The 24342-nt window shown below is 54.0% G+C and carries 21 protein-coding genes; 15 read left to right on the top strand and 6 right to left on the bottom strand.

Features of this window, described 5'->3' with window-relative positions; all coding sequences use genetic code 11:
* Window positions 1-53: 53 nt before the first annotated feature.
* Together MLAB_RS06105 and glyS are read right to left on the bottom strand one after the other, a co-directional pair.
* On the bottom strand, window positions 54-2345 hold the full coding sequence (locus tag MLAB_RS06105) for a DEAD/DEAH box helicase (protein WP_011833529.1): 2292 nt from the start codon (window positions 2343-2345) through the stop codon (window positions 54-56).
* Window positions 2342-4072, bottom strand: coding sequence for a glycine--tRNA ligase (gene glyS, locus MLAB_RS06100; protein ID WP_011833528.1), 1731 nt, complete (start codon window positions 4070-4072; stop codon window positions 2342-2344). The genes MLAB_RS06105 and glyS overlap by 4 nt, the downstream gene beginning before the upstream one ends.
* Before the next feature lie 254 nt (window positions 4073-4326).
* On the opposite strand from glyS, the gene MLAB_RS06095 reads away from it, so the two are divergent.
* The 5 genes from MLAB_RS06095 to MLAB_RS06075 all read left to right on the top strand — a co-directional run bounded on the left by MLAB_RS06095 (window position 4327) and on the right by MLAB_RS06075 (window position 8602).
* The gene (locus MLAB_RS06095; protein ID WP_011833527.1) at window positions 4327-4938 is read left to right on the top strand and encodes a hypothetical protein; all 612 of its coding nucleotides are present in this window, start codon (window positions 4327-4329) and stop codon (window positions 4936-4938) included.
* A gap of 37 nt (window positions 4939-4975) precedes the next feature.
* A complete protein-coding gene (locus MLAB_RS06090) occupies window positions 4976-5635 on the top strand; it encodes a metal-dependent hydrolase (RefSeq protein ID WP_011833526.1) in 660 nt (219 codons plus the stop codon).
* Window positions 5636-5700: 65 nt separating this feature from the next.
* Window positions 5701-6828 (top strand): FecCD family ABC transporter permease, encoded by a 1128-nt coding sequence (locus tag MLAB_RS06085; protein WP_011833525.1) that lies wholly within the window; start codon window positions 5701-5703, stop codon window positions 6826-6828.
* Entirely contained in the window at window positions 6825-7592 is a 768-nt protein-coding gene (locus MLAB_RS06080; protein ID WP_011833524.1) for an ABC transporter ATP-binding protein, read from the top strand. The genes MLAB_RS06085 and MLAB_RS06080 overlap by 4 nt, the downstream gene beginning before the upstream one ends.
* A gap of 8 nt (window positions 7593-7600) precedes the next feature.
* Complete coding sequence (locus tag MLAB_RS06075) at window positions 7601-8602, top strand: ABC transporter substrate-binding protein (protein WP_011833523.1); 1002 nt, start codon at window positions 7601-7603, stop codon at window positions 8600-8602.
* 344 nt (window positions 8603-8946) lie between these two features.
* On the opposite strand, the gene amrS is transcribed toward MLAB_RS06075, so the two are convergent.
* The 3 genes from amrS to MLAB_RS06060 form a co-directional block, all read right to left on the bottom strand.
* Window positions 8947-9963 carry an AmmeMemoRadiSam system radical SAM enzyme gene (gene amrS, locus MLAB_RS06070; RefSeq protein WP_011833522.1) on the bottom strand — a complete coding sequence of 339 codons (1017 nt, stop codon included), beginning with the start codon at window positions 9961-9963 and terminating at the stop codon, window positions 8947-8949.
* A gap of 39 nt (window positions 9964-10002) precedes the next feature.
* Window positions 10003-10719, bottom strand: a complete 717-nt coding sequence (locus MLAB_RS06065) for a peptidylprolyl isomerase (protein WP_011833521.1) — start codon at window positions 10717-10719, stop codon at window positions 10003-10005.
* 77 nt (window positions 10720-10796) lie between these two features.
* Window positions 10797-11180, bottom strand: coding sequence for a hypothetical protein (locus MLAB_RS06060; RefSeq protein ID WP_011833520.1), 384 nt, complete (start codon window positions 11178-11180; stop codon window positions 10797-10799).
* A gap of 92 nt (window positions 11181-11272) precedes the next feature.
* On the opposite strand from MLAB_RS06060, the gene cyaB reads away from it, so the two are divergent.
* The gene (gene cyaB / locus MLAB_RS06055; RefSeq protein ID WP_048062068.1) at window positions 11273-11830 is read left to right on the top strand and encodes a class IV adenylate cyclase; all 558 of its coding nucleotides are present in this window, start codon (window positions 11273-11275) and stop codon (window positions 11828-11830) included.
* Between the two features lie 11 nt (window positions 11831-11841).
* A complete protein-coding gene (locus tag MLAB_RS06050; protein ID WP_011833518.1) occupies window positions 11842-12396 on the top strand; it encodes a uracil-DNA glycosylase family protein in 555 nt (184 codons plus the stop codon).
* On the opposite strand, the gene MLAB_RS06045 is transcribed toward MLAB_RS06050, so the two are convergent.
* Entirely contained in the window at window positions 12383-13060 is a 678-nt protein-coding gene (locus tag MLAB_RS06045) for a metallophosphoesterase family protein (RefSeq protein ID WP_011833517.1), read from the bottom strand. The two genes, MLAB_RS06050 and MLAB_RS06045, sit on opposite strands and share 14 nt — an antisense overlap.
* A 106-nt stretch (window positions 13061-13166) precedes the next feature.
* Between MLAB_RS06045 and MLAB_RS06040 the strand changes: the two genes are divergently transcribed.
* From MLAB_RS06040 to MLAB_RS06005, 8 genes are all read left to right on the top strand, one after another.
* A complete protein-coding gene (locus MLAB_RS06040) occupies window positions 13167-15941 on the top strand; it encodes a M1 family metallopeptidase (RefSeq protein WP_011833516.1) in 2775 nt (924 codons plus the stop codon).
* A gap of 427 nt (window positions 15942-16368) precedes the next feature.
* Complete coding sequence (locus MLAB_RS06035; protein WP_011833515.1) at window positions 16369-16785, top strand: S-adenosylmethionine decarboxylase family protein; 417 nt, start codon at window positions 16369-16371, stop codon at window positions 16783-16785.
* 299 nt (window positions 16786-17084) lie between these two features.
* Complete coding sequence (gatC, locus tag MLAB_RS06030; RefSeq protein WP_011833514.1) at window positions 17085-17384, top strand: Asp-tRNA(Asn)/Glu-tRNA(Gln) amidotransferase subunit GatC; 300 nt, start codon at window positions 17085-17087, stop codon at window positions 17382-17384.
* A 1-nt stretch (window position 17385) separates the two neighbouring features.
* Window positions 17386-18660, top strand: coding sequence for an Asp-tRNA(Asn)/Glu-tRNA(Gln) amidotransferase subunit GatA (gene gatA, locus MLAB_RS06025; protein WP_011833513.1), 1275 nt, complete (start codon window positions 17386-17388; stop codon window positions 18658-18660).
* Entirely contained in the window at window positions 18661-20094 is a 1434-nt protein-coding gene (gene gatB, locus MLAB_RS06020; protein ID WP_011833512.1) for an Asp-tRNA(Asn)/Glu-tRNA(Gln) amidotransferase subunit GatB, read from the top strand.
* Between the two features lie 2 nt (window positions 20095-20096).
* Window positions 20097-22904 carry a DNA topoisomerase I gene (locus MLAB_RS06015; RefSeq protein WP_011833511.1) on the top strand — a complete coding sequence of 936 codons (2808 nt, stop codon included), beginning with the start codon at window positions 20097-20099 and terminating at the stop codon, window positions 22902-22904.
* The gene (locus MLAB_RS06010; RefSeq protein ID WP_011833510.1) at window positions 22901-23581 is read left to right on the top strand and encodes a phosphoglycerol geranylgeranyltransferase; all 681 of its coding nucleotides are present in this window, start codon (window positions 22901-22903) and stop codon (window positions 23579-23581) included. The genes MLAB_RS06015 and MLAB_RS06010 overlap by 4 nt, the downstream gene beginning before the upstream one ends.
* Window positions 23581-24327: an RNA methyltransferase gene (locus MLAB_RS06005; protein WP_011833509.1), complete on the top strand. Its 747-nt coding sequence runs from the start codon at window positions 23581-23583 to the stop codon at window positions 24325-24327. Before MLAB_RS06010 ends, MLAB_RS06005 begins: the two co-directional genes overlap by 1 nt.
* Window positions 24328-24342: the final 15 nt, after the last annotated feature.

Below are 24342 nucleotides of genomic sequence, written 5' to 3'. Positions count from 1 at the left end.
AAAAATGCTCTCTTCCTAGAGGAAATTCTGATGGTCTGGGAAATATTGGAGGTTTACCTTTCGCGCCACTCGATGTCGGGCGTCTGTAAAACGGCATTTGCCGTTTTTTCTCCAACACCCTTCACACGGAGAAGATCTTCTTTCGAAGCCGACAGGATGCTTCGAAGAGAGCCGAACTCCCGCAGGAGATCGCGTGCGGCTTTCGGCCCGATCTCGGGAAATGCGGTCAGAATATACTCGACTGCCGCTTTGCCGGATCGTCCGGTCTTCGATTTATGGAGACCCCGCGGTGAACCTGGGCCCCCAGCCTCCCGTTTTGCGAACGCATGGATCATCTCTGCGGTTTCAACCGCATCTTTTGTAAACAAAATCGAGACATCGAAGTCTGCGGCGATCGATGCAAGCGCGTTTCGGATCGCATTCGGGTGAAGATTTCGCAGATTATAGAGGTCGGCGATGCTTCCCCCCTCGATGATCAGGATCGGACGGATCGATGACTCGGCGAGATCCTTCATCTGCCCAAAAAGATCCCGGTCGATCAGCGTATCCACGAAGTCCTGAATCGTTTTTCGTTCGATCAGGATCCGGTCACCGACCGCGTAATCGCCGACGGATAGCTGCGCCAGCGTGATCTTTACGCCGAGATTGCTGAGATGCTCGGCGACCCGCGAATGAGTCTCACGGTTGTCGACGGTGACGGCCGGCCGCTCGTCGTTTTCATCGGAGACTGCCCGTATTACCGCATCCGCAAGGGTCAGCTGTCCCTCTGCCGGGGCATATGCCGCTTCGCCTGCGGGAGGCACCCTCGCCGACTGCGGGACGGGAACGTTTCCGGTCCTCATCGCTTTTACGCCTTTCTGCATCTGCTTTTCGCGGGTATTGCTCACCCACCGGTAGGTCTCGTCCGTCGTCCCGCGGGTCACGAGCACGATGATCTTTCCGGTGGAGTTCCTGCCGGTCCGCCCTTTTCGCTGGATACTGCGGATCTCGGAGGGTACGGCCTCATAGAAGATCACCAGATCCGTCGACGGGATATCGAGTCCCTCTTCGCCGACCGAGGTCGCGACCAAAACGGTGTATTCACCTTCGCGGAACTGGCGGATCGCTTCGATCTGCTCTTTCTGCGAAAGGCCCTTCTCCGTATCGCGGGATGCCTGCCCAACGAACCGTTTTGCCGGAATGCCGGCTTTTGCCAGATGATCGACGAGCATCGAAACACCGTCACGGTAGGTCGCAAACACGATGATCCGGGAATCGGGAGCCGTGATCAGTTGTTCCTGAATGACTCTGACGACTTCATCGGCTTTCGGGTGCAGCTCTTTCGTCCAGTTCTGGCAAAGAGCAAGAAGCCGCTTGAACCGGGCATCCTCATAGATCCGTTTTGCGGCTTTGCTTCCGGCGCCTCCCGCCCCTTCGGTTTCGAGACGGAGAAGGTAGGCCTTGAAGGCGGTTGTTCCCTGCGACTCGGCAAGCGTGACTCCGTGCCGGAGCTTCATCAGCTCGGCATGGATCGAGATCGCCGCATAGGCCGAAGGATCCTTCTCCTGCATCCGGGTCTGGATCTGGGCCATGAGTGCGTTGAGCGCTTTCATCGAAAGGGCCTCGCGTTTCGGCACGCGGTAGTTGAGGGCCGCAAGACTCGTGAGCCGGTCATCGATCATCGTATTCAGAACCGAGACCGCAAGCCAGAGATCTTCTGGGAGATCGACCGTCCGATATTCGATCTCGCGTTCATGGACATACGGCCGGACGTCCGGGTCCGACTCGGTCCGGCTCTCCACGACCGAGATCGAAAGATGCTGACAGATCTCGGCGACCTGCTCAGGGTCCGAACCAGGCGATGCCGTCATGCCGAGAAGAAGCGGGTCAGTTGCCTCGGCATTGTAGCGTTCGGCGATGAAGACATAGGCATAGTTTCCAACCGTCCGGTGGCATTCATCGACGACCAGAAGAGAGACGTCTTTGAGGTCGTATCTCTCTGCGATCAGATCGTTTTTGATGACCTCCGGCGTTGAAATGCAGAACCGTGCTTTTTTCCACTGATCGATACGCTTTGCCGGCGGCGTCGTGCCGGTGAACATGATGATCTCATCTGTGTCGATCAGAAGATTTTTTGAAAAATAGCGGAGATGCTGCTCGACCAAAGGTTTGGTCGGCGCAAGCATCAGGATTTTTCCGACAGGGATCCGCTCGGCAGCCACAAGCAAAGCGACCGCGGTCTTTCCCATACCGGTCGGGAGAACGACGAGCGTGTTTCCCGAAAGGGCATGTTTTGCAATATTCGTCTGGTATGCCCGTTCTTCCAGCGTGTTTTCAGGGATGTTTTTTCTGCTGATATAACTCATAACGAGGATGTATCGAAGGGAAGTTTTCCTTTGAGAAGATCGGGAAGAGCTTTGAGAACGGCTGCGGCGGGACCCCTTATCTGCTGCATAGAATCACGATCCCTTAAGGTCACGGAAGCGTCGTCTTTGGTGTCGTAGTCGACGGTAATACAGTACGGTGTTCCGATCTCGTCCTGTCTTCTGTATCTTCGTCCGATCGCTCCGGCATCGTCGTATTCGGTCTGGATGCCTTCGTTCTGCAGTTCGAGGACAAGGTTCTTTGCGATTTCGTCGAGTCCGTCGCGGGCCATCAGCGGAAGGACGGCGACCTGGATCGGGGCAACGCCTTTCTTGAACCGCATGACCGTGCGTGCTTCTCCGTCGGCAACGTCCTCGGCATAGGCGTGCTCAAGCACCATGTAACACATCCTGTCGATACCGTAGGAAGGTTCGATCACATGGGGCATGACATCTTCGCCGAAGACATCGACGATCTCGTCTTTCACGGTGTACATCTCGGGGCCGACAAGGATCTCCTCTCCGTCTATTGTAAGATGGATACCGTCTGCTTCCGGGGTCGCGGTGAGCATCTGTTCGGAGATCGGCTTTGCCTTTCCTTTGAATGCCGGACCGAGCTTGCCGAAGTTCGGCACGATCGCTTTGTGGTGGACCTTCTTTGCTTCCGGATACTGGACAAAGACGGTGTTTTTCTGACCCGAGACCCGTGAATGGGCTTTCAGATCATAATCAGTCCGGTCGGCGATACCGACGATCTCGACCCACCCGAATCTGTCTGAAAGCGCCTCGGCGTCCCAGCAGTCGGTCGCGTAGTGGGCACGCTCATCAGGCATGTGCTGCCGGAATCTGATCTTGTCGGGGTTGAATCCGACCGTGCAGAGAATGTCGTGGGTCATCGCGACGTAGTAGGCAACGTATTCGTTTGCGATGATCCCTTCGTCGACGGCTTCCCGCATGGATTTGACGACAGCCGGCGTTTCCTTCTCCTGCTGGGCAATGCCCCACAGCGGCATTTTATAGTCCGCATATCTGGAGAAGTTCGGGTGATCCTTTTCTTCGGGGTGGACGAAGATCTCGGCTTCGGCCTGGGTGAATTCCCGGAGGCGGATCATTCCCTGACGGGGGGAGATCTCGTTTCTGTAGGATTTTCCGACCTGCACTGCGCCGAACGGGAGGTGGTCGCGATAGAATCTGAGAAGTCTTGGGAAGTCGACGAACATTCCCTGGGCTGTTTCCGGACGGAGGTAGCCTTTTCTCTGGCCTCCGGGTCCTATCGAGGTGGTGAACATGAGGTTGAAGTCGAAGACTTCCACTTCACCGAGAACTTTTCCGCAGGCCGGGCATTCTTTGTCGACGAGGACGTTCTGGAGTTCCTCTTTTGACATGGTTCCCGCATGGGGGATGCCGAATGCTTCGGCGACGTGGTCGGCCCGCAGGAACTCCTGACAGTGGGGACACTGGAACATTTTATCCGAGAATCCGCCGACGTGTCCGGAGGCGACGTAGATCGGCTCGATACCAACGGTCGGGCATTCGATCTCGTAGTATCCCTCCTGTACTACGTAAAAACGACGCCAGGTCGCTTCGATCCGGCGTTTCAGCATCGCTCCGAGGGGCCCGTAGTCGATGAAGCCGGCTACGGATCCGTATATTTCAGACGAGGGCCAGACAAAACCTCTTCTGCGTGCAAGTTCGATGACCTTTTCATAGGTGTCTTCATATTCTGCCATGGGGATATCTGGATATTTATGGGCTTTGAATCCATATAGAATATACTGTGTTTTCCCGCGTATCCGCTGTATTCTCAATTATAAAATGGCCTGGCCCGATGTCCGTTCTGGAATGGGAGTATCATACCGTTTTCGCGGGTATTAATAATTTGCATCTTCCAATCATGCCCCCTCGATTTTCCGTTTCATTCCATAATCATTATATGGATGCAGATACATGTTGAAGGGATAGTCAATATGGAGGGATACTAAATATGGCACCAAAAAAGAGACAAAAAGATTTGATGCAGTTATTTTCCAATCTGACGCAGAAAACGAAGATTGTCGAACCGATGAAGACGCTTCACGGGACGCTGCGCGACCAGGATGCGGTTGAGCGTGAAATCGCTCTGATTATGCGGGAAATCCAGGAACGCGGTTTTTTCAAGACAAAACTCGAGCCGATCCAGCTCGCGCGCCTGATAACGTCGTTTTATGCGGGGAAGAACGATACGGAGATCGCCAGAGAACTCGGCGACGAGAAACTATCCAAGACCGTGGCACGTGCCAGGGTACAGCTGAAACTGTTTAGAGAACTGGATTTCAATATGCCGTTCGATCAGGATCAGATGAAGACCCTGATGAGTACTGAAATGACCATGAAGGAGATCTCCGAGGTGCTGGGGATCTCTCCGACCACCCTGCGTGAATACCGTCACGTGATCGAGCAGAAAGAGGATACCACGCTCGATCCCTACCTCGAACGCATCAAAGACGTTATGGAGGACCGCGATCTGACGGAAAAAATGACGTCCGGTCTCCAGGAAGATACGCTCGGCGAGTCCATCGACGTTGCCGAGTCGACGGATATGACCGAACTCAACTAACCCTATTTTTTTATTTGCCGAAGACGATTATCTACGCATGCAGATACGATACGCCGGCCACTCCTGTTTCATCATCGAAGGCTCGAAGAAACTTTTATTCGATCCCATGCCGCTCGAAGATCCCGCGGCAGTTGAGGCCGATCTCACCCTGATATCCCACGCGCACGCCGATCATATCGGTGATGCTTTTGCTCGTTTCTCCCTCACGATCGCGGTCCACGAACTGTCCGGCTATCTGAAATCGCTCGGCGTCAAAACGATCGGGATGAACATCGGCGGCTCGGTCGAATGGGAGGGGATCACGGTTCGAATGGTCCCGGCAACGCATTCGTCCTCGATCCGCCAGAAAGACGGCACAAGTCTCTATATGGGGCAGGCCTGCGGATTCGTCGTCGAGATGGACGGGCATGTAATATATTACGCTGGCGACACCGGGCTTTTCTCCGATATGAAACTCATTCGCGAACTCTACCACCCGGACATCGCGATCCTTCCTGCCGGCGGCCGCTATACGATGGGACCCGAAGAGTGTATGATGGCCGCGGCATGGATTGGGGCGAAGACGGTCATTCCGATGCATGTGAATACGTATCCGGAGATCGAGCAGGATATGCCGGCGTTTAAGCGGGCCATCGAGCTGACGACCGTGATGCATGTCGAAATTATGCAGCCGGACGATGTGCTCGAACTGCCGTAAAAATCCAGGTCCGGGTATAAAACCTATCATTTTATTTAAATAGAAAAACCAATCACTACATATTTATGACAAATGTGAAGATTGGTAACACCAGATCCGCACACATTTATCACACTATTCAGAAACGAAAACTGCTTGTTCTGATCACGCTTTCCGTCCTCCTCGTCCTCATCTCAATTCTTGCGGTTGGGATCGGGTCGGTGTACATCCCGCCGGGCGATGTGCTTGCTGTATTCGGACACGCTCTGTTCCCCGGCTCCATAGCCTCTCCCGACGACGGAATGGCCGACCTGATCGTGATGAACTACCGTCTGCCGCGAATCCTCCTCGCGATCCTTGCGGGTGTTGCTTTGGCAACCGCCGGGGCAGTCATGCAGGGTCTTCTCAGAAACCCGCTTGTCAGTCCCTTCACTCTCGGCCTTTCCTCCGCTTCATCGTTCGGGGCTGCCCTTATCATCGTGCTCGGCCCGGCGATCTTCGGCTCGCTTTTTACCGGAAGCATCATCCTTGCCGGTGTTACGTTTTCCGTCAAATCCGTTCTTCTCATCTTTTCGGCTTTCATCTTCGGCTGGCTGAGCGTGGTCCTCGTCTACCTCATCTCCCGGACGAAATACACCTCCCAGGCGATCATGATCCTCGCCGGTGTCGTGATCGGCTATCTGTTTCAGGCAGGCCTGCTCGGCCTCAAGTATGTATCCAACGACGATGCTCTCCGCGATATCGTCACCTGGCTGATGGGCGGGATGTGGGGCGCCACCTGGCAGGCGATCGCATTCCTTTTGCCGGTCGTTCTGATCTGTTTCTTCCTCGTCGAACGGCGGGCCTGGGATCTCAACACGCTCTCGAGCGGCGATGATGTTGCGAAAAATCTCGGCATCAACGTCCAGCGGTTCAGGATCTCCGGTCTTTTGATCGTCAGCTTCGCAGCGTCCGCCTGCCTTGCGTTTACCGGCATCATCGGGTTCGTCGGCCTTATGGCCCCGCACCTCTGCCGGATGCTTATCGGAAACGACTACCGGTATCTTCTGCCGGCCTCGGCTCTGCTCGGCGCTCTGATCCTTCTCGTCTCCGACACGATTGCCCGGGTCATCCTTGCCCCGATCGAGATCCCGGTCGGGATCATCATGTACATCCTCGGCGGCCTCTTCTTCCTCTTCTTGATCACCAGAGGTCACGGGAGGTATCTGGCATGAACATCTCGGTCTCGTCAGTGAGCCAGAAGTACGGCAGTCACGTGGTCCTGAAAGACGTCAGCTTCGAGTCGAAATCGGGCGAGGTCATCGCCCTTCTCGGGCCGAACGGTTCGGGAAAGTCAACGCTGATCAAAACGATCGCCGATATACTGACGCCTTCGTCCGGCTTGATCACGATCGACGGGGTCGATGTGCAGAAGATCGACAGAATCGACCGTGCGAAGATGATCGGCTATGTCCCGCAGTATTTCCACTACACGCCCTTTACGACCGTGCTCGACACCGTTCTGATCGGGCGGCGTCCGTATATGAGCTGGTCCGTGTCAGACGACGATCTCTCCGCGGTGGATGAGGCGATGACGACAATGAATATCGCCGATCTCTCCGACCGGTTCGTGAACGAGCTCTCCGGCGGTCAGCGGCAGCGGGTGTTCATCGCCCGGGCTCTTGCCCAGGATCCGAACTTTTTCCTGTTCGACGAGCCGACGAGTTCTCTCGATCTCCGGCATCAGCTGGAGACGGTTGCGACGATGCGGGAGATCGTGAGAAGAGAAAACTCCGGGATGATCATTGCTCTGCATGATCTGAATCTGGCGCTTCGGTATACAGATAAGGTTCTGCTGCTCAAAGACGGAGAGATGTACGACTACGGGACTCCGGAGGATGTCCTGACGACCGAATCGGTCCGCGACGTTTACGGCGTGGATGCCGAGTTTGTTGAAAATGCGAAAGGGAAATTTATTCTTTCCTACGCTCCATCATAGAGGTTAATATGAAAAAACTGCTGATTGTGTCGGGTGTCATTCTGACAATGCTTTGTATCGTTTTCGCCGCAGGCTGTATTTCCGAGGACCCGCAGGGTTCGATCGTTATTATGAATTCGGACGGGTCGACCGTCACGCTGAACCACACGGCCGAGCGGATCGTTCTGCTGAACTCGAATGCGGGCGAGATCCTGTATCTCCTGGGCGATGCCGATAAAGTTGTGGGTATTTCCCAGTCGATCGCAAACAACGCGGAGCAGGTGAAGATGTATCCGAACGCAACGGTGGTCGGAGCCTGGAACGAGCCGGATGTGGAGTATCTGATTTCGCTCGATGCCGATCTGGTGATTGGGTATGCGACGTCGAAGCCGAAGAATGCCGAGGTTTTGGCGTCTGCAGGGATTCCTATCGTGTATATCGACTGCACGAAACCGAATACGATGACGCAGGATATTGTTGAGATCGGGAAGATCTCGGGCAATACGGAAAAGGCTCAGCAAATCGCGGAGTATTATAATGAGGTGATTACCGAGGTCGAGTCAAGGGTCACTCCGATCTCTTGGGCCCCCACGGTCTATGCGGAAAGTTACACGGCTTACTGGGGACAGGGAACGGATACGGGCATGGGCCAGCTGATCACGATTGCCGGCGGGAGCAATATCATGAACGATGCCGGTTCGAAAAAGCTCTCCGACGAGTGGGTGGTTTCATCCAGTCCGGAGATCATCGTGAAGCTGGTGAACAATATGAACGATCCAAAGGCCGCGTATAACGAGATTGTATCAAGGACCGGATTCAATACTATCAGTGCGGTCGAGAATGACAAGGTCTGGCTTCTCAGAAACGATCTTACCTACGGGCCGAGATCCTGTGCCGCGGCGGTCGCTCTTGCGAAAATGATCCATCCGGAAGTCTTCGAGGATATGAGCGTGGAGAGTGTCCTGACCGAGTTCAACATTCGCTTTGGAACGGACTTCGATGTCACGGGCCTGACCTATCCGGCGTTGTAAGATTTCCTAGGGAATCTATTTTTTTAGTGATTTTTTAGAGAAGGGCGTCTATTTGGATGTGGATGCATAAGAAAAACAACCGCGAATCTCCGCGAATAAACACGAATCGCATTTTCCTTGCGTTCGGCTGCTCTGCTCCGGCTTATCGCCTACGCAGAATCGCACCCTCTCTTGAAAAATGCTGTTGGAAAAACCCGCGTGCGGGTTTTTCTTTTTGTTTGTTATTATTTTTCTGATTTCGGGGTGCGGGGACGCGACTCCGGCGCGGAGCGTCCCGCGGTGGAATATCCCAATTTCAATCTATAAAAGACTCCCTTTTCTAAAAAAATCTCGGGTGAGAGATCTTACAGATCCGCCAGCGAAAAAACGCCCTCTATCTTTCGCCCGCACTTTTTACAGTGTCCCCCCTCAAGCCCCGGTTCGCTCGACGAAAACCCGTTTCTCTCGATCAGCACCGCTCCGCACTTTGGGCAAAACGTCTTCGACCCCGGATCATGGGGCATATTTCCCACATACGGATAATACAGACCGTGCGCCTTTGCCTGATGATAGATCCGATCCAGCGTCGAAAACGGCGTTCGGGGAACGTTCTGCATATGGTACATCGGCATAAACGCCGTGAAATGATGCGGGACTGCCGGCCCGAGATTGGCCGTCACCCAGTCCAGCATCGAATCGATCTCTTCTACACTGTCATTATATCCCGGGATCACGAGCGTCACCAGTTCCAGATGGAGACCAAGCTCTTTGGAAAGCAGGATCGTATCAAGAACAGGCTTCAGCCGTGCCCCGCAGACATCCTTATAAAATTCATCCGTGAATCCTTTCAGATCGATACGAATCGCTCCAAGATACGGGGCAAGTTCTAAAAGAGCCTCTTTTGACATATATCCGTTCGTGATAAAAGCCGAAGTAAGCCCGTGTTCCTTCGCGAGTTTTGCCGTATCATACACATACTCGAATGAGATCGTCGGCTCGTTGTAGGTGAACGAGATGCTTGCTGCTCCAAGCCTTACCGCCTCTTTGACGACTGCTTCCGGAGAAACAAACTCCGCAGGGGCACTCGTCGTCTGCGAAAGCGTATAATTCTGGCAATGCTTACACCTAAAATTGCAGCCGAAACCGCTCACAGAAAACGTCGTCGTCCCCGGCAGAAAATGATACAAAGGCTTTTTTTCGATCGGGTCGAGATTTGCCGCCGTCAAAAGACCATACGAGTCAGCATACAAAACACCGTCCGTATTCTCCCGCACGCCGCAGAATCCTCTCTCGCCATTTGCAATCTTGCATCTGCGGGCGCAGACCCCGCAGGAAATCTTGTCACCGGAAACTTTCCAGAGACGTGCAGGATATCGGGTCATTGACGAATAATAGGATTCGTCAGAAAAAAAGAGTATGGGTTATTCAGCTGCCTGCTCTTCAGCAGGGGCGCTCTCTTCTTCGGTCTTGTAGTTCGGGCGTGGGAAAGACTCGACGAACTTCACGTTTTCGATCTCCGGGAAGATCGCGAATGCTTCCTGGGAAACCATATACTGGGTCATAAGCCAGTTCTGGTTGTACATTGCCATCATTGCGGGGATCTCGATGGAGACAAAGGTCTTGTCTTCAGCATCGACTTTCATATCGCGGCCGGTGAGGAGCTTGATAATGCCGGCGAGTTTCTCGGCGCCGTCCTCGACAACACCTTCGATGGTGTAGACGTAGGAAACTTCCTGACCTGCAAGCGGGTGGTTGAAATCGACGATGTATCTGTTACCGACTTTGTTCACAACGACACCTTCGCGTCCTTCGATCGTTACACGCTCGAAGACTTCGGGTTTCTTCTCGAAGGTTTTTTTGTCGAAGGCTTTCATCTCTTCGGTTTTGTGCTCGCCGAATGCCTTTGCTGCCGGAAGAACGAGGGTGTATTCCGTGCCGATCTCTTTGCCGGCAAGATCCTCGTCAACACCCGGAAGGACATGACCTGCGCCGACTTTAACGACAGCAGGGCCGTAGAGTGCTTTTTCGCGGAAGATTCCTGCGGTCTTTGCAACTTCAGCGTCGGTTGTATCGAAGGGGACACCGTTTACAGATCCGGTGTAGCTGAGTTTAATATATGTACCATTTTCGATAGCCATACGAATTCCTTAATATATGTGCCTTCATTGCTTATGAGAGTTGGGGAATGCTTTGAGGTATATGCGATAAAAAAAGGTTAGATCTTGGTGTACGTATCGCCGTACTGATCCGTCAGAATCTTTCCGTCGGCAGATAACGTGTGGGGGTAGACCTTTGATGTGTCTGTTGTGTAGGCAAAGACATATTTTCCGTTGTCGTTGCCCCAGAAAATATCGAGCTTCTTTGCTTCGGTTGAACCGGCCTCCGCCATCATCGCATATCCGGTGTTGTCGTCTTTTATTTCATAGAGGAGGTAGACTTCTTTACCGTCCACAGTATAGGACTGGGTGCTCTGCCATGTCCCGACGATCGGATCGGTCGTCGTCGTGTTGTTTACCGCCGGAACATCAGGACTAATACATCCTGCACAGGCGACAAAGAGGACCGCGAGAAGGCCGAGTAAAACTATCAGCTTTTTCATGTAACGTTTATCTTACTTTTATCGTATAATAAGTTCCCGCCGTGTCAAATATGCAAATGCTTATGACATTTCCTCGTGCACATAATATTTCAATGGCTCTGGAAATAGAGATAAAAGTCAAGGTCCCCTCGCTTGATCCGATCCGGGAAAAACTCATCGCAAGCGGAGCGGAACTGATAGCCGACCAGGTAGAGCATGATCTGTATTATAATGCTCCCCACCGGGATTTTGCCGTGACCGACGAAGCGCTCAGGATCCGGTACCTGACCAACCAGATCTGCGGGAAAGCCATGCCGCCGAACGTGACCTACAAGGGTCCAAAAGTCGGCCGCGAGGGTTTCAAATCCAGAGAAGAACTCATCGTTGACCTCTCCTCGGCCGAAGAATACTGCACGATCCTCGAGCGGCTCGGATTTTGTCTGACCGCCGAGGTCGTCAAACACCGGGAGATGTATCAGTGCGAGAATGCGCTCGTCACGCTGGACACGCTGCCTGGGATTGGGACCTTCTCGGAGATCGAAGCCTCCTTCGACCTTTCCGAGGACGAGGCGATCGCAGTTATCAATAAAACGGCAGAGATGGCAGGAATCGTCGGCGAACGTCTGACAAAATCCTATCTCGAGATCCTGCTGGACTCCAGAAAAACCTGAATATCAAAAACATGACCCCTCAGCCGCCTGAGATATTCGTCGATCCTGCATCCGTGTACGTCGTGATGATCAACGAAGTTGTCCCAAAAGATCCCAAAGAGGATTTTTACGGAAGCGCAGGGGCCTCGTATGCAGAGTCGGCGATCGCGTTGTTCCGGCAGGCGGGCGTTGATGTTTCCTCTGTTTCGGATCTCCTCGACCGCGGGATCTATCTTACAAACGCGGTAAAATATCCTAAAACCGGATACGCCGTGGAACTATCCGCGATAAAACGCAGTCTGCCGCTGCTGGAGGAAGAGCTTTCCCGCTTCCCCAATCTCCGCGTTGTCATGCTCATGGGCGATACGGCAAAAAAGTCGTTCAATACGATCGCAAAAAAGCAGACCGGTAAAAACTGCATCCCGTCCGGTGCGACCTACAAACTGCGGGCCGGCGAGTTCTATTTTGGAAACGTGCGGGTTATCCCATCGTATATCATGACCGGCGGGAATCTTCTGATCGAGAAATCCAAGACCCAAATGATCACTGAAGATATAAAAAAGATGATGGAGATTATTCTTTCGTGACTTCTATTGGGTCGCTGATGTTTTTCAGCACGATTTTTGGTTCGTCCTCATCATCATCCAGTGTGATGAGTGCATAATTCCCATCGTATGCCGGCCCGGGGTTCACGCAGATGCGCTTTTCCAGTTCGCAGATGCCTTTCTGCTCGTGGATATGTCCGCAGCAGATGATGTCGAAATCCTTTACGATTTTTGCGATCGGAAATGCGCCGACATGTACGTCCGGGGCGACCTCGTCAAGAGCCCCGAACGGCGGCGCATGGGTGATAAGGATGTTCCACCGGTTCTTTCCGGTTTTCGCGGCGACCTCCTTGGTGATTGCCGTAAGCTCCTCTTCGGTGTGTTCAAACGGCGTGGAAAACGGCGTGGCGTTCGAGCCGCCGATCCCCGAGATGGTCAGTTTTCCAAGATCGATGCTTTTTCTGTGAATGGGGATTGCGTCGGATGCCTCGAGCACGGTGAGGATATTACGATTGTCACAGTTCCCGGGAACGACGAACGTCGGCGCAGGAATGTCTTCCATAAAGGGTATAACGCCGTCGAGCGTCTGGCCGAGATCGGTGACGTCTCCGCCGATGAAGACATAGTCCGGGTTTTCTCTATTGAAGATCTCATAGACGGTATCGAACTTCCCGTGAATATCGGTGATGAATACAATCTCTGTCATTGGTTGTATATATCCGCGTCATAGGATATCAACTTTGCAAATGGGTCAAATCCTTCGCCGTCGGATTTTATCTGATATCACGCCCAATGGAAATAACAGTATAATTATGGCAGATACCTACCGATACCACCCGGCCGAGTTTCCCGAACCGCTCGTACAGGTCAAACACATCACCGCCACATTCGATATAACCGAAGAACGCGTCGGAGTCTCCGCCGAAACCACCTTCCTCGTCCGTACCGACAAGCTCAGCGAAATCGTCCTGAACGCCAGGGATCTGGAAATACAAAGCATCCGGCAGAATACCCGGCCGGTCCATTACATCTATGAAAACGACCTCATCACCGTAACTCTCCAGCGTCCCTTGTCCAGAGGAGCTGAATTCAAACTCGTCACCTACACTATCTGCCATCCCACTTCTCACATCCTTGAAGGAATCTACTTCGACGTCACCCCGCCGGGTCTGCCCCGGACCATGATAACCCAGTGCCAGCAGTGGGGATTCCAGCGGATGGCCCCCTGCCTGGACGACATGCGGGCCAAATGCACCTGGACCACGACGATCATCGCCGATTCCCGGTACACGAATCTCATTTCAAACGGCAATGTGATCCGCGAACGGATGCGGTACGACGAAACACGCGACACTATCACCTACCAGAATAACGAACCCATGCCGCCCTACCTGTTTTTCCTCGGGGTCGGAACATGGGACACGTTTTCCCGAGACTTCATCTACCCGGACGGCAAAACTGTGCGGCTCGGACTCCTCGCCCCAAAGGACTCGGACCCGTCATCCGCCAAAAATGCTCTCGGCATCATGGCCGACTGTATTTTATGGACCTATCTCTACACCGGCCCGGAACGCTACGAGTCCATCGATCTGAGAAACGAGATCTACCGGCTCTGCAAAGTCCGGGATGCTTTAGCCCGCGAAGCAGAGCCTGCGGAACTGGAAGAGGCGATCGATCCGGTCCAGCGGCAAATCAGCGCTCTCATGAAGCGTCTCGTCTGCGGGTATCAGTACCCGTATGAAGTCTACCGGGAGATCGCCATGCAGAACTCCGATTTCGGCGGCATGGAAAACACCGGCAATACTACGATCATCGCAAGCCGGATCATGCCGGATATGGAGATAACGGATGCATCGTATGAGTATCTGATCGGCGTCAAGCAGCACGAGTTCTATCATAATCTGAACGGATCGAGCGTCACCGGCGACACGCCGTTTTCCATCTGGCTCAACGAGGCCGTGACGGTAATGATCGAAGACGAGTATCTTGCTTTCCTCTTTGGAACCGAGTATGTCCGGCTTCAGAACATCCTGCAGATGTACACCCCAGGGACAGGCACCTTTTCTCTCGACACCGGCGTTGTCGCGATGCCGATTGAACCGTCAGGCTTCAACGACCCTAACGATCTCATCAGCTCCGTGACCTATGTCAAAGCTCCGGAGTTTACCCGGATGATCGAGACGATGCTTGGAAAGCGGGCCTTTGCCTGGGCGCTCGATCTGTATCACAAACGGTTCGCCGGGAAAAACGCCTCTCCCCGCGACTGGCTTCATGCGATGGAGGATGTCGGCCGGACCGACTTTTCCTTCATGGCGGACAGGTGGCTCAAACAGACCGGCTACCCTATCGTCTCCGCATCTGCGAAGTATGACGCCGAAAACGATGTCGCCGAGATATTCGTCTCGCAGAAGATCCCTTCCGGCAAAAATCCCTGGATTTTTCCATTCACTGGACGCTTGATCAACGACAAAGGCGAGATCGTTGCCGAGTTCATCAAGAAGATCGACTCTGAAAGGCTCACGTTTCAGGTCCCGTGCACGGGAGCTTTTTCATTTGCCGTCTGGAACCTGAATCATGCCGCCTATCTGCGTATGGAAACCACTGCCTCCGACGACGAACTCTATCTCCAGCTTAAGTACGACACGGACATCGTTGTCACGTTTTTGACCCACTGCACGCTGTTCGAGCGTGAGATGGTGAAACTCTGCCGCGATGAGGCCGCCGAGGTTTCGCCGCGTCTGGTGGACGAGTACATTGGTTTGCTCTCCAACGCGGCCGTGATGGAACGCGTGGGCGCACTTCCTCTTACTCTCTTTGAGTCGGTGAGCGATCCCGAATACATGTACTCCTATACAAAACTCTACGAAGCAAAACGGCGGTTCATGTCGGCGGTCGCCTCTTCGCATCGGGATCGGCTGCATGTCCTTCTTTCGGCCTACTCCTCATCACCTGCGAAGACGAACTCTCCTGCGAAGCTTGCCAGGATTTTCAAGACCCGAAGCGTGAAAAATCTCATTTTATCTCTGCTTGCAACACTGGATACGCCTGATATCCATGCGATGCTGAAGGAACGATACGAAAAAGCGGTGTGTGCGACGGACCGGATGGCGGCACTTTCGTTGTATCTTTCGAGCAGTGCCCAAGACAGGATCACGATGCTGGAGGCCGAACTTGCCCGCGCCAAGGATAATCCGATCGCATTCGAAAACTTCACAGCAGCCGTGTCGACAACGAGTTCCCCTGACACTGTTTTGTATCTGAAAACCATCGAGGCCTCCTCCGCCTTCGACCCTGAGCAGGCCGGTGTGAGCCGTGCCCTGTATCTGCGGTTTTCCCAGAACAGAAAGATCTCTATCGAGACGGCGGCAGGAAGAGAGTTTCTGGAAAGCTCCATCCTGCGTCTTGCACCCGTGAACGAGTATGTGACGACCGGAATGCTTTCTGCCTTCTCGCATGTGAACAGGTATGCGGACGAGGTGAAGCTGCCTCTTGTTTCGATCCTTGAAAATCTCCGGGATACAATCGACGAGAGCAAGGCGCCTTCCGTTCACCGCACGATTCTGCAGATCCTTGGAAAGATCAGCTGACCATTTTCGGGTTGTCCTCCCCTTCTCTATTTTCAGGGCGTTCTCCGCGCATTTTTCCAGGGCGCACCGGCTGAAATGACGTGATTTTTTTATTCGCGTTTAATCGTGCCGATTTCGATTTTGTGCCCTATTATTGGGCAAATTTCAATTTCATGCGAAAATGGGTCTTAGATAGCCAAAATGAGAAAAATACGTCAGCAGATGGCGAATCGGGCAATTATGCGCGGACTTTTTTCTGGGAAAAGTTTAAATGCTGACCTGCTAACCTATTATTATCCAACGTGTGCTGTAAAGAGTAAATAAGCCGTGTTCCAAAACCCAATATAACCGGTGCTAAACCTCATAGATGAAGCCCCAGGCGACGGAGTCTGAGGCGGTATGCAGCCCGACAGGGAGGCAGGCACGCCACGCTGGAAGGACTTTATCTATGAAACAGATGACAGCAAACCACCTGACCGATGCAGAGGTCATTGCAGAGTTTAAGAAAGACGATTGCTGGGGTCTTTGCACCTCTATCGACCTGAAAGAGTGCGACCCGGCAACAATCCGTGACGCAGAGAAGATCCACCAGTTCGTTCTCGAACTGGCGGACCTGATCGACATGAAACGCTTCGGCGAACCGCAGATCATTCACTTCGGACCAAACGAGAGAGTCGCCGGGTATTCGATGACCCAGCTCATTGAGACCTCTCTCCTCTCGGCACACTTCGCCAACGACACCAACGCAGCCTATATCGATATCTTCAGCTGCAAAGAGTATGCCCCCTCGGTTGCCGCAGAGTTCTGCCGCAAGTTCTTCGGTGCGAAGAGAATGAACAACACCGTGTTCTTCCGCTCCATCTAAGTGCGCTCTCTGCCCCCTCAAAATATTTTTTTTATTTCTTTTATGTTCTGGTCTTTTTTCGGGGACCTCTCTTCCTGCTGCATGCCGGTATCATCGCAATCACAATATCCGTCAACGTCCTGCGCGATATAATCGTCCCCTGGATATCCGTTTTTTTCGCTGTCTTCCAAACCGCACTATAATATGAGCCATGCGCTTTTGGTTTTGCCTGGAAGCTTTGGTGTGAATAATCTGCGTTGTTCCCCCTGTTTTTCATGCCTGAGTGACAATCCTTATAACCCCATAAGCACTCACCACAAATGTACCAATTCGAAAAAGGACATTTCATCATGGTCAAAGAAAACGAAGTACTCCATATCGCCGAGCTAGCGGATATCGGCATTTCATCCGCAGAACTGGGTAAGTTTACCGAACAGTTCAACGCAATCCTTGAATATTTCGACATTCTCGATACGTTAGAGGCATCGGAACCTCTGATGCGTTCCCTTGTGAACGTCTTCCGTGAAGATGAGGTAAAGCCCTCCATTTCCCAAGAGGATGCACTTCGAAACTCTCACAACCCCGAAGACGGATATGTACGTGCCCCCAAGGTGATCTGAGATGACCGATATCTATAATGCATATATCAATACGACCGAAGTGAAAGGAAACGGTTCGGGCATTCTTTCCGGCATCCGCGTCTCCATAAAAGACAATATCTCTACAAAAGACATCGAGACGACCTGCGCCTCCAAAATACTCAAAGGATACATCCCTCCCTATGATGCCCACGTCATCACCCGCCTGAAGGCGCAGGGGGCAGTTATTGCCGGAAAGACCAATATGGATGAGTTTGGTATGGGATCGACCACGGAAAACAGCGCTTTTGGCGCCGCTTTGAATCCGCATGACGTGACCAGAGTTACCGGCGGAAGTTCCGGTGGTTCTGCCGCGGCGGTTGCCGGCGGTCTCGTCTCAATGGCTCTTGGAAGCGACACGGGGGGCTCGGTCCGCTGTCCGGCCGCATGGTGCGGTGTTGTCGGTCTGAAACCTTCGTACGGCAGAGTCAGCAGATTCGGTCTGATCGCCTATGCCAACTCTTTTGAGCAGATCGGCCCGATGACGACCAATGTCCGCGACGCGGCAAAACTGTTCTCCGTGATCGCGGGTCACGACATAAAGGATTCCACGTCCGTGAACAAACCCTATGACGGAAACGTCGTTCCCGAGATCAGCGGAAAAACGATCGGCATTCCAAAGGAGTACTTCGGCGAAGGCGTCGACGCCGGCGTTGCGGCCGAGGTCCGTAAAGCGATCGGCAAGCTCGAGGAGCTTGGTGCGAATATCGTGGATGTATCGCTTCCCTCGATGAAGTATGCACTTCCCGCCTACTATGTGACCTGCACCTGCGAAGCGAGTTCGAATCTCGGCAGGTTCGACGGGGTCAGGTTCGGTCCGGAGCCGGAGATGAACCTTCCCTGGCACGATGCCTACACCAAAGTCCGCGAGGCAGGTTTCGGTGCTGAAGTCCGGCGCCGGATCCTTCTTGGGACCTTCGCTCTTTCCGCCGGATACTACGGAAAATACTACGTCAAGGCCCAGCACGCAAAGCAGCTCATCGCAAAGGATTTCGCAGCGGCTTTAGAGACCTGCGATATGCTCGCCGGCCCGACCATGCCCAACATTGCGCCCAAGATCGGCGAACTGACCGCCGATCCTCTGCAGATGTATCAGGCGGATATCCTGACAGTCCCCGTAAATATCGCCGGGATCCCTGCGATCTCGGTCCCCTGCGGCATCGCCCACAAAATGCCGGTCGGTCTCCAGCTGATGGGAAGAATGTTCGGCGAGGAGACGATCCTGAATGCCGCTCTTGCCTATGAGGAGGCGGTTTAAATGGCGGATGAGGATTTCACCGTCATCATCGGTCTGGAAGTTCACTGTCAGCTGGATACCGCGTCCAAGCTTTTCTGCGGATGTTCGGCCGATTTCCGCGCCGATGCCCCGAACACGCATGTCTGTCCGGTCTGTCTCGGCCTCCCGGGCGCGATGCCCGTCCTGAACAAAAAGGCGATCGAGTATGCGCTGAAGGTTGGAAAGGCGCTTAACTGCCGGATTCCGGAAGAAGGCGAGTTCTGCAGAAAGAACTACTTCTACCCCGATCTGGTCAAGGCATATCAGATCACGATGGGCGACAACCCGCTGGCTCTCGGCGGCTACATCGAGATCGAGGACGACGCAGGCAACCCCAAAGTCGTCAACTTAACGCGGATCCACGTCGAAGAAGATCCAGGTCGTCTTGTTCACATGGGGAACAAGGAACGCGGGCACTACACCCTCGTTGACTATAACAGATCAGGTATCCCCTTAATCGAAATGGTCACCGAGCCGGAACTCTCCTCTCCCAAAGAGGCACGCCGTCTCTTAAACAAACTGCGGGCGACGCTCGAGTATCTCGACGTCTTCGATCCGGAAAAGGAAGGAAGCATCCGTGTCGATGCGAACATCTCGATCAAAGGACACGAGCGTGTCGAGATCAAGAACATCTCCTCCTACAAAGGCGTGGAGAAAGCGCTGACCTTCGAGATCACGAGACAGAAAAATCTGATCAGAAGAGGCGGCACGATCTCCCGCGAGACCCGTCACTTCCAGGAAGGAAAAGGCACGACCACCTCTGCACGTTCGAAAGAGGTCGCGAATGATTACCGGTACTTCCCCGAACCGGATCTGCCTGTGATCAGGGTTTCCGACTGGGTGGAAAAGATCGCGCTCCCGGAGCTGCCGGATGCACGCCGCGACCGGTTCATGTCACAGTACGGCATCGCCGTAAACCATGCGAGAACCCTTACGGGTGACCTGCATCTTGCGGAGTTCTACGAACTCGTTGCACCGGTCGGAGCCCAGATCACGGCATCCTGGGTCGCCGACATTCTGATCGGCGAACTCAACTACCGCGACATGCCGCTGTCGAAGGTAACCTCCCATGCGGATCAGTTCAAAGAGCTCGTCATCCTTGTCCGGGACAAGACGATCACCGACAAAGCCGGCGTCGATGTCCTGCGTGTCTGGCTCGATTCCCTGAATGCGGACGGTTCGGCCGAATCCCCGGCTGGAATCGTTGCACGCCTAGGGCTCATCCGCGAAGCGGGAGAAAGCTTCCGCGGCATCGTTGAAAAGATCCTCGCCGCAAACCCGCAGGCGATAGCCGATCATAAAGCAGGTAAGAAAGGCGCGTTGAACTTTATCGTCGGTCAGGTTATGAAGGAAACCAAAGGGAAGTCCGATCCCCGTGAAATCCACGCGATGATTGCTGAAATCCTCGGAGAGTAAGTATGCATCTCATCATCGCCGAAAAGAATATTGTTGCCGAGCGAATCGCAGCATTTCTTGCAGGCAAAGCGAAGGTCCAGGTCACACGGGACGGTGCCGCGGCGCATTACGTCTTCGACGACACCGTGGTCATGGGTCTTCGCGGTCACGTGGTCGAGGTCGACTTCGTGGAAGGCTACAACAACTGGCGAAGCGTCGAACATCCTCCAAGATCTCTGATCAATGCGGACATCGTCAAGAAGCCGACGGAAAAAAAGATCGTCGGCCTTATGCAGAAGTTTGGGAAGAAAGCGACCCGCGTGACGATCGCAACCGATTATGATACCGAAGGAGAACTGATCGGCAAGGAGGCGTTCGAACTCATCCGTGCGGCCAATCCCAAGGTCCCGATCGACCGTGCCAGATTCTCCGCGATCACGAAAGACGAGATCGTCAAATCCATCAAGGAAGCGACGTCTCTCGACTTCAATCTCGCCTCCGCGGGCGAATCCCGTCAGATCATCGATCTCGTGTGGGGAGCTTCGCTTACCCGTTTTCTTTCGATAACCGCCCACCGCGGAGCAGACAGCATTCTTTCCGTCGGACGCGTGCAGAGTCCGACCCTTGCTATGATCGTTGACCGCGAACGCGAAATCGAAGCGTTCGTTCCAACCAAATACTGGATGCTTTCGCTGGCAACGGAGAAATCCGGGATCGGCGTCGAGGCACGCCATGTACACGGAAGATTCACTGACTCCGCCGAAGCAAAGGCCGCATACGACGCGACCGTCGAACCCCTTCGGGTAACGGACGTCATCACCGGCCATAAGGTCGACCGTGCGCCGACTCCTCTGGACACGACTGCTTTGATCGTCGGCGCGAGCAGGCTTGGCATTTCTGCATCGTATGCGATGAATCGTGCCGAAGATCTCTATATGCGCGGATTCATTTCGTATCCGAGAACCGACAACACCGCTTATCCGAAGAGTCTGAAAATCTCCGAGCAGCTGGCAATCTTTGCCCACGGCGCATTCTCGAAAGAGGCCGGATACGTGAAGGATCATCTGCGTTCCGTTCCAACACGCGGCAAAAAAGAGACGACCGACCACCCGCCGATCTATCCTACCTCGCTTGCAAACCGCGAGGAGATCGGGGACGACGTGTCCTGGAAACTCTACGAGTTCATCGTGCGGAGATTCTTTGCGACGATATGTATCGATGCGGAGTGGGAGACGATGAAGGTGAATCTGCTTGCAGGCAGTGAACCCTACACGATCACGGGCGGCAGGATCCTCGAGGCCGGCTGGCGCGGTATCTATCCATACAGCAAAGCGGAGGAGAATCTCCTTCCGGCGTTCACACTGGGAGAGACCCTCCCGCTTCTTGCAAAAACGTCCGATGAAAAGGAGACGCAGCCGCCCGCACGTTACTCCCAGAGCCGGCTTATTCAGAGGATGGAGGAGCTGGGGCTTGGGACGAAAAGTACCCGCCATGAGGTCATCAGCAAACTTTCCGGCAGAAAGTACATCGAAGGCAACCCGATGAAGCCGACGATCGTCGGCCGGGCAGTGACCGAGTCGCTCGAAGAGTTCGCCGGCACGATCACGGAGCCGACGATGACCAAGACGCTTGAAGAGCACATGGGAGACATTGCCGCCGGGACCAAGACGATCAACGCGGTCCTTTCCGAATCGAGAAAAATGCTTACCGGCATCTTCGACGATCTGGAGAAGAACGAGGCCGCGATCGGCAGAGATCTGATGGAGCGGACCCGCGAAGAGCAGACCATCGGCCCCTGTCCCGTCTGCGGCAAGCCCCTTCGGATAAAACGGGTCGGCAGCTCCCAGTTTATCGGCTGCTCCGGGTATCCCGACTGTACTTTCAATACGGGTCTGCCGCCGGCGACCTGGGGGAATGCCATCAAGATGGATGAGGTGTGCGGGATTCACGGGCTGAACCATGTCCAGCTGCTTCGAAAAGGAGCTCCCGCCTGGAAGATCGGCTGCCCGCTCTGTTCTCACATAAAATCCAATACCGAATCCTTCCTGCTGATGCCCGGCATGACGGCGGAAGGCGTGCAGAAGCTGAATGCCGTTCACATCTATACGTTATCCGAACTGATCTCCCGAGGTCCCGAGGAACTTTCGAAGAGTCTGGGCCTTTCCAAGTCCGAGGCGGAGAAGCTTATCCGGGAAGCCGGATCCGTTCTGGCTCTCTTAAAGAAACGGACCGAACTGAAAAAGTTCGTATCGTCTCATGTCGCTCCCAAGAGGGGCCGCGGCCACTCCAAAGTTAGTGCTGCCCTGATCTCGCTTGGGGTCGTCGATGTGGAAGCTCTGTCCCGGGCGGATCCCAAAGATCTTCTCGAAACAAAACTCAGCGAGGCGGAGGCCGCATCGCTCGTGGCCGAGGCGAAGAGCATGGTCAATATCTCCCGCATGAAGGAGTACGGCGTTCCGGCGATCACGCTGAAGAAGTACGTCAATGCGGGATTCGATGACCCGGAAAAGTTCATCTCGGTCCATCCAGCGGGTCTGTCGCTTGCGACCGGCGTGTCGGTCACAACGATCTGCAATCACCAGAAACTGGTTGCAGAAAAGCTCTGCCGGCCGTGTCCGGAGAAGATCAGCAAAGCTGCTTTCGAGGAGGGTATTGCTCCCCTTAGAAAAAAAGCCGAGCCCGAACTTCTGACCCCGCTGGCACTTGCGGGCGTTTACAGTCCTGATCTGCTGGTAAAGGCCGATGCGAAGACACTTGCAAAAGTTACCGGTATCGATGAAAAACAGATTGTTAATCTGCAAAAGTATGCACAAAAGGTGTTAGAAAAATGAACTGGCAAACCTGGCGCCACATCACGAAGCTTGACCCCGACAAGGTCATAACCAAAGAAGAGATCGCAGAGATCGCGGCAAGCGAAACGGACGCTCTCATGCTTTCCGGGACTCTCGACGTTACTCCTGAAAACCTCGCCGAGCTGTATGACAATGTTCGGGATGCGGGTCTCCCGCTCACCGTCGAACCGGCGGATCCCTCCTGTGCGAGATTCGAAGGGATCGACTATGTGTTCGTTCCAAGCGTGTTCAATGCGGGTCATCCGGCATTCATCACCGGACTGCACAAAGAGTGGGCACAGCATGCGGATATCCTGTGGGACAAAGTCGTCCAGGAAGCGTATGTGGTTTTGAACCCGAACTCGTCCGTGGGCAAACTCACCCGTGCCAAATGCGACCTCACCCCGGCAGAGGTGGCGGCCTATGGTATCGTTGCTGAGAAATACTACTCGATGCCTGTGTTGTACATCGAGTACAGCGGGATGTACGGCGATCCGGCGGTCACTCGTGCCGTTTCCGAAGCCCTTTCAACGACCCGCGTCTTTTACGGCGGAGGGATCAACTCCGGCGCAAAAGCTGCAGAAATGGGTCAGTATGCCGACACGATCGTTGTCGGAAACGCGGTCTACGAGGCCGGCCCTGCTGTTTTGAAAGAGACGGTGAAGGCGGTCAAATAATGCCCCAGATCGACATCGTGCTAGTGGAACCTCTGTACGAAGGGAACATCGGCTTTGCCGCCCGGGTAATGAAGAACTTCGGTTTTCACAACATGGTCCTCGTCAACCCGCCTAAACTCACGATGGAATGTACAGCCCGCTCATCCCACGCGAAGGATGTTCTGGAGAATGCCGAACGAATTTCCCTTGAAGAGGTCTTTGCACGAAGCGATCTCTGTATCGCGACGACCGGCGGCCTTTCCAAATCCGTCTCAAATCCGATGAGGATGCCGTATTATTCGGTCGCCGAGCTTCGCGAGATGATCGAGGGGATCGACGGCAGGATCTCGATCCTGTTCGGTAGGGAAAACTGGGGACTGAACAATGAAGAAATCGCCAAGTGTGATATCGTCTGCACGATTCCGACCAGCGATGAATATCCTATCATGAACATCTCTCATGCGATCGGTATCGTCTGCTATGAACTCGCTCATCTTCAGCGCGGCGAGTATCTTCTCGCAAACAAGACTGAGATGAATGCTTTGTATGCCCACATCGAACGGTTCCTCGAAGGCATCCAGCATCCGATCGAAAAACGCGAGACGACGGTCCTTCTGGCAAGAAGAGTGCTTGGAAGAACGAGACTTACGGTCCGCGAAGCAAGCACGTTACATGGTATCATGCGCAGAACCGAGTGGCATCTCAAACACCCCGGTCAGGCCTACGATGCCGAAGACCGTGAATACTGGCCTGGAGACGAGGATTAATCCTCCCTCTCCGTG

It is taken from the genome of Methanocorpusculum labreanum Z, from assembly GCF_000015765.1.
Classification (GTDB): domain Archaea; phylum Halobacteriota; class Methanomicrobia; order Methanomicrobiales; family Methanocorpusculaceae; genus Methanocorpusculum; species Methanocorpusculum labreanum.
Note: the sequence above shows the minus strand (reverse complement) of the source record. Positions and strands in the feature narration are given on the sequence as shown.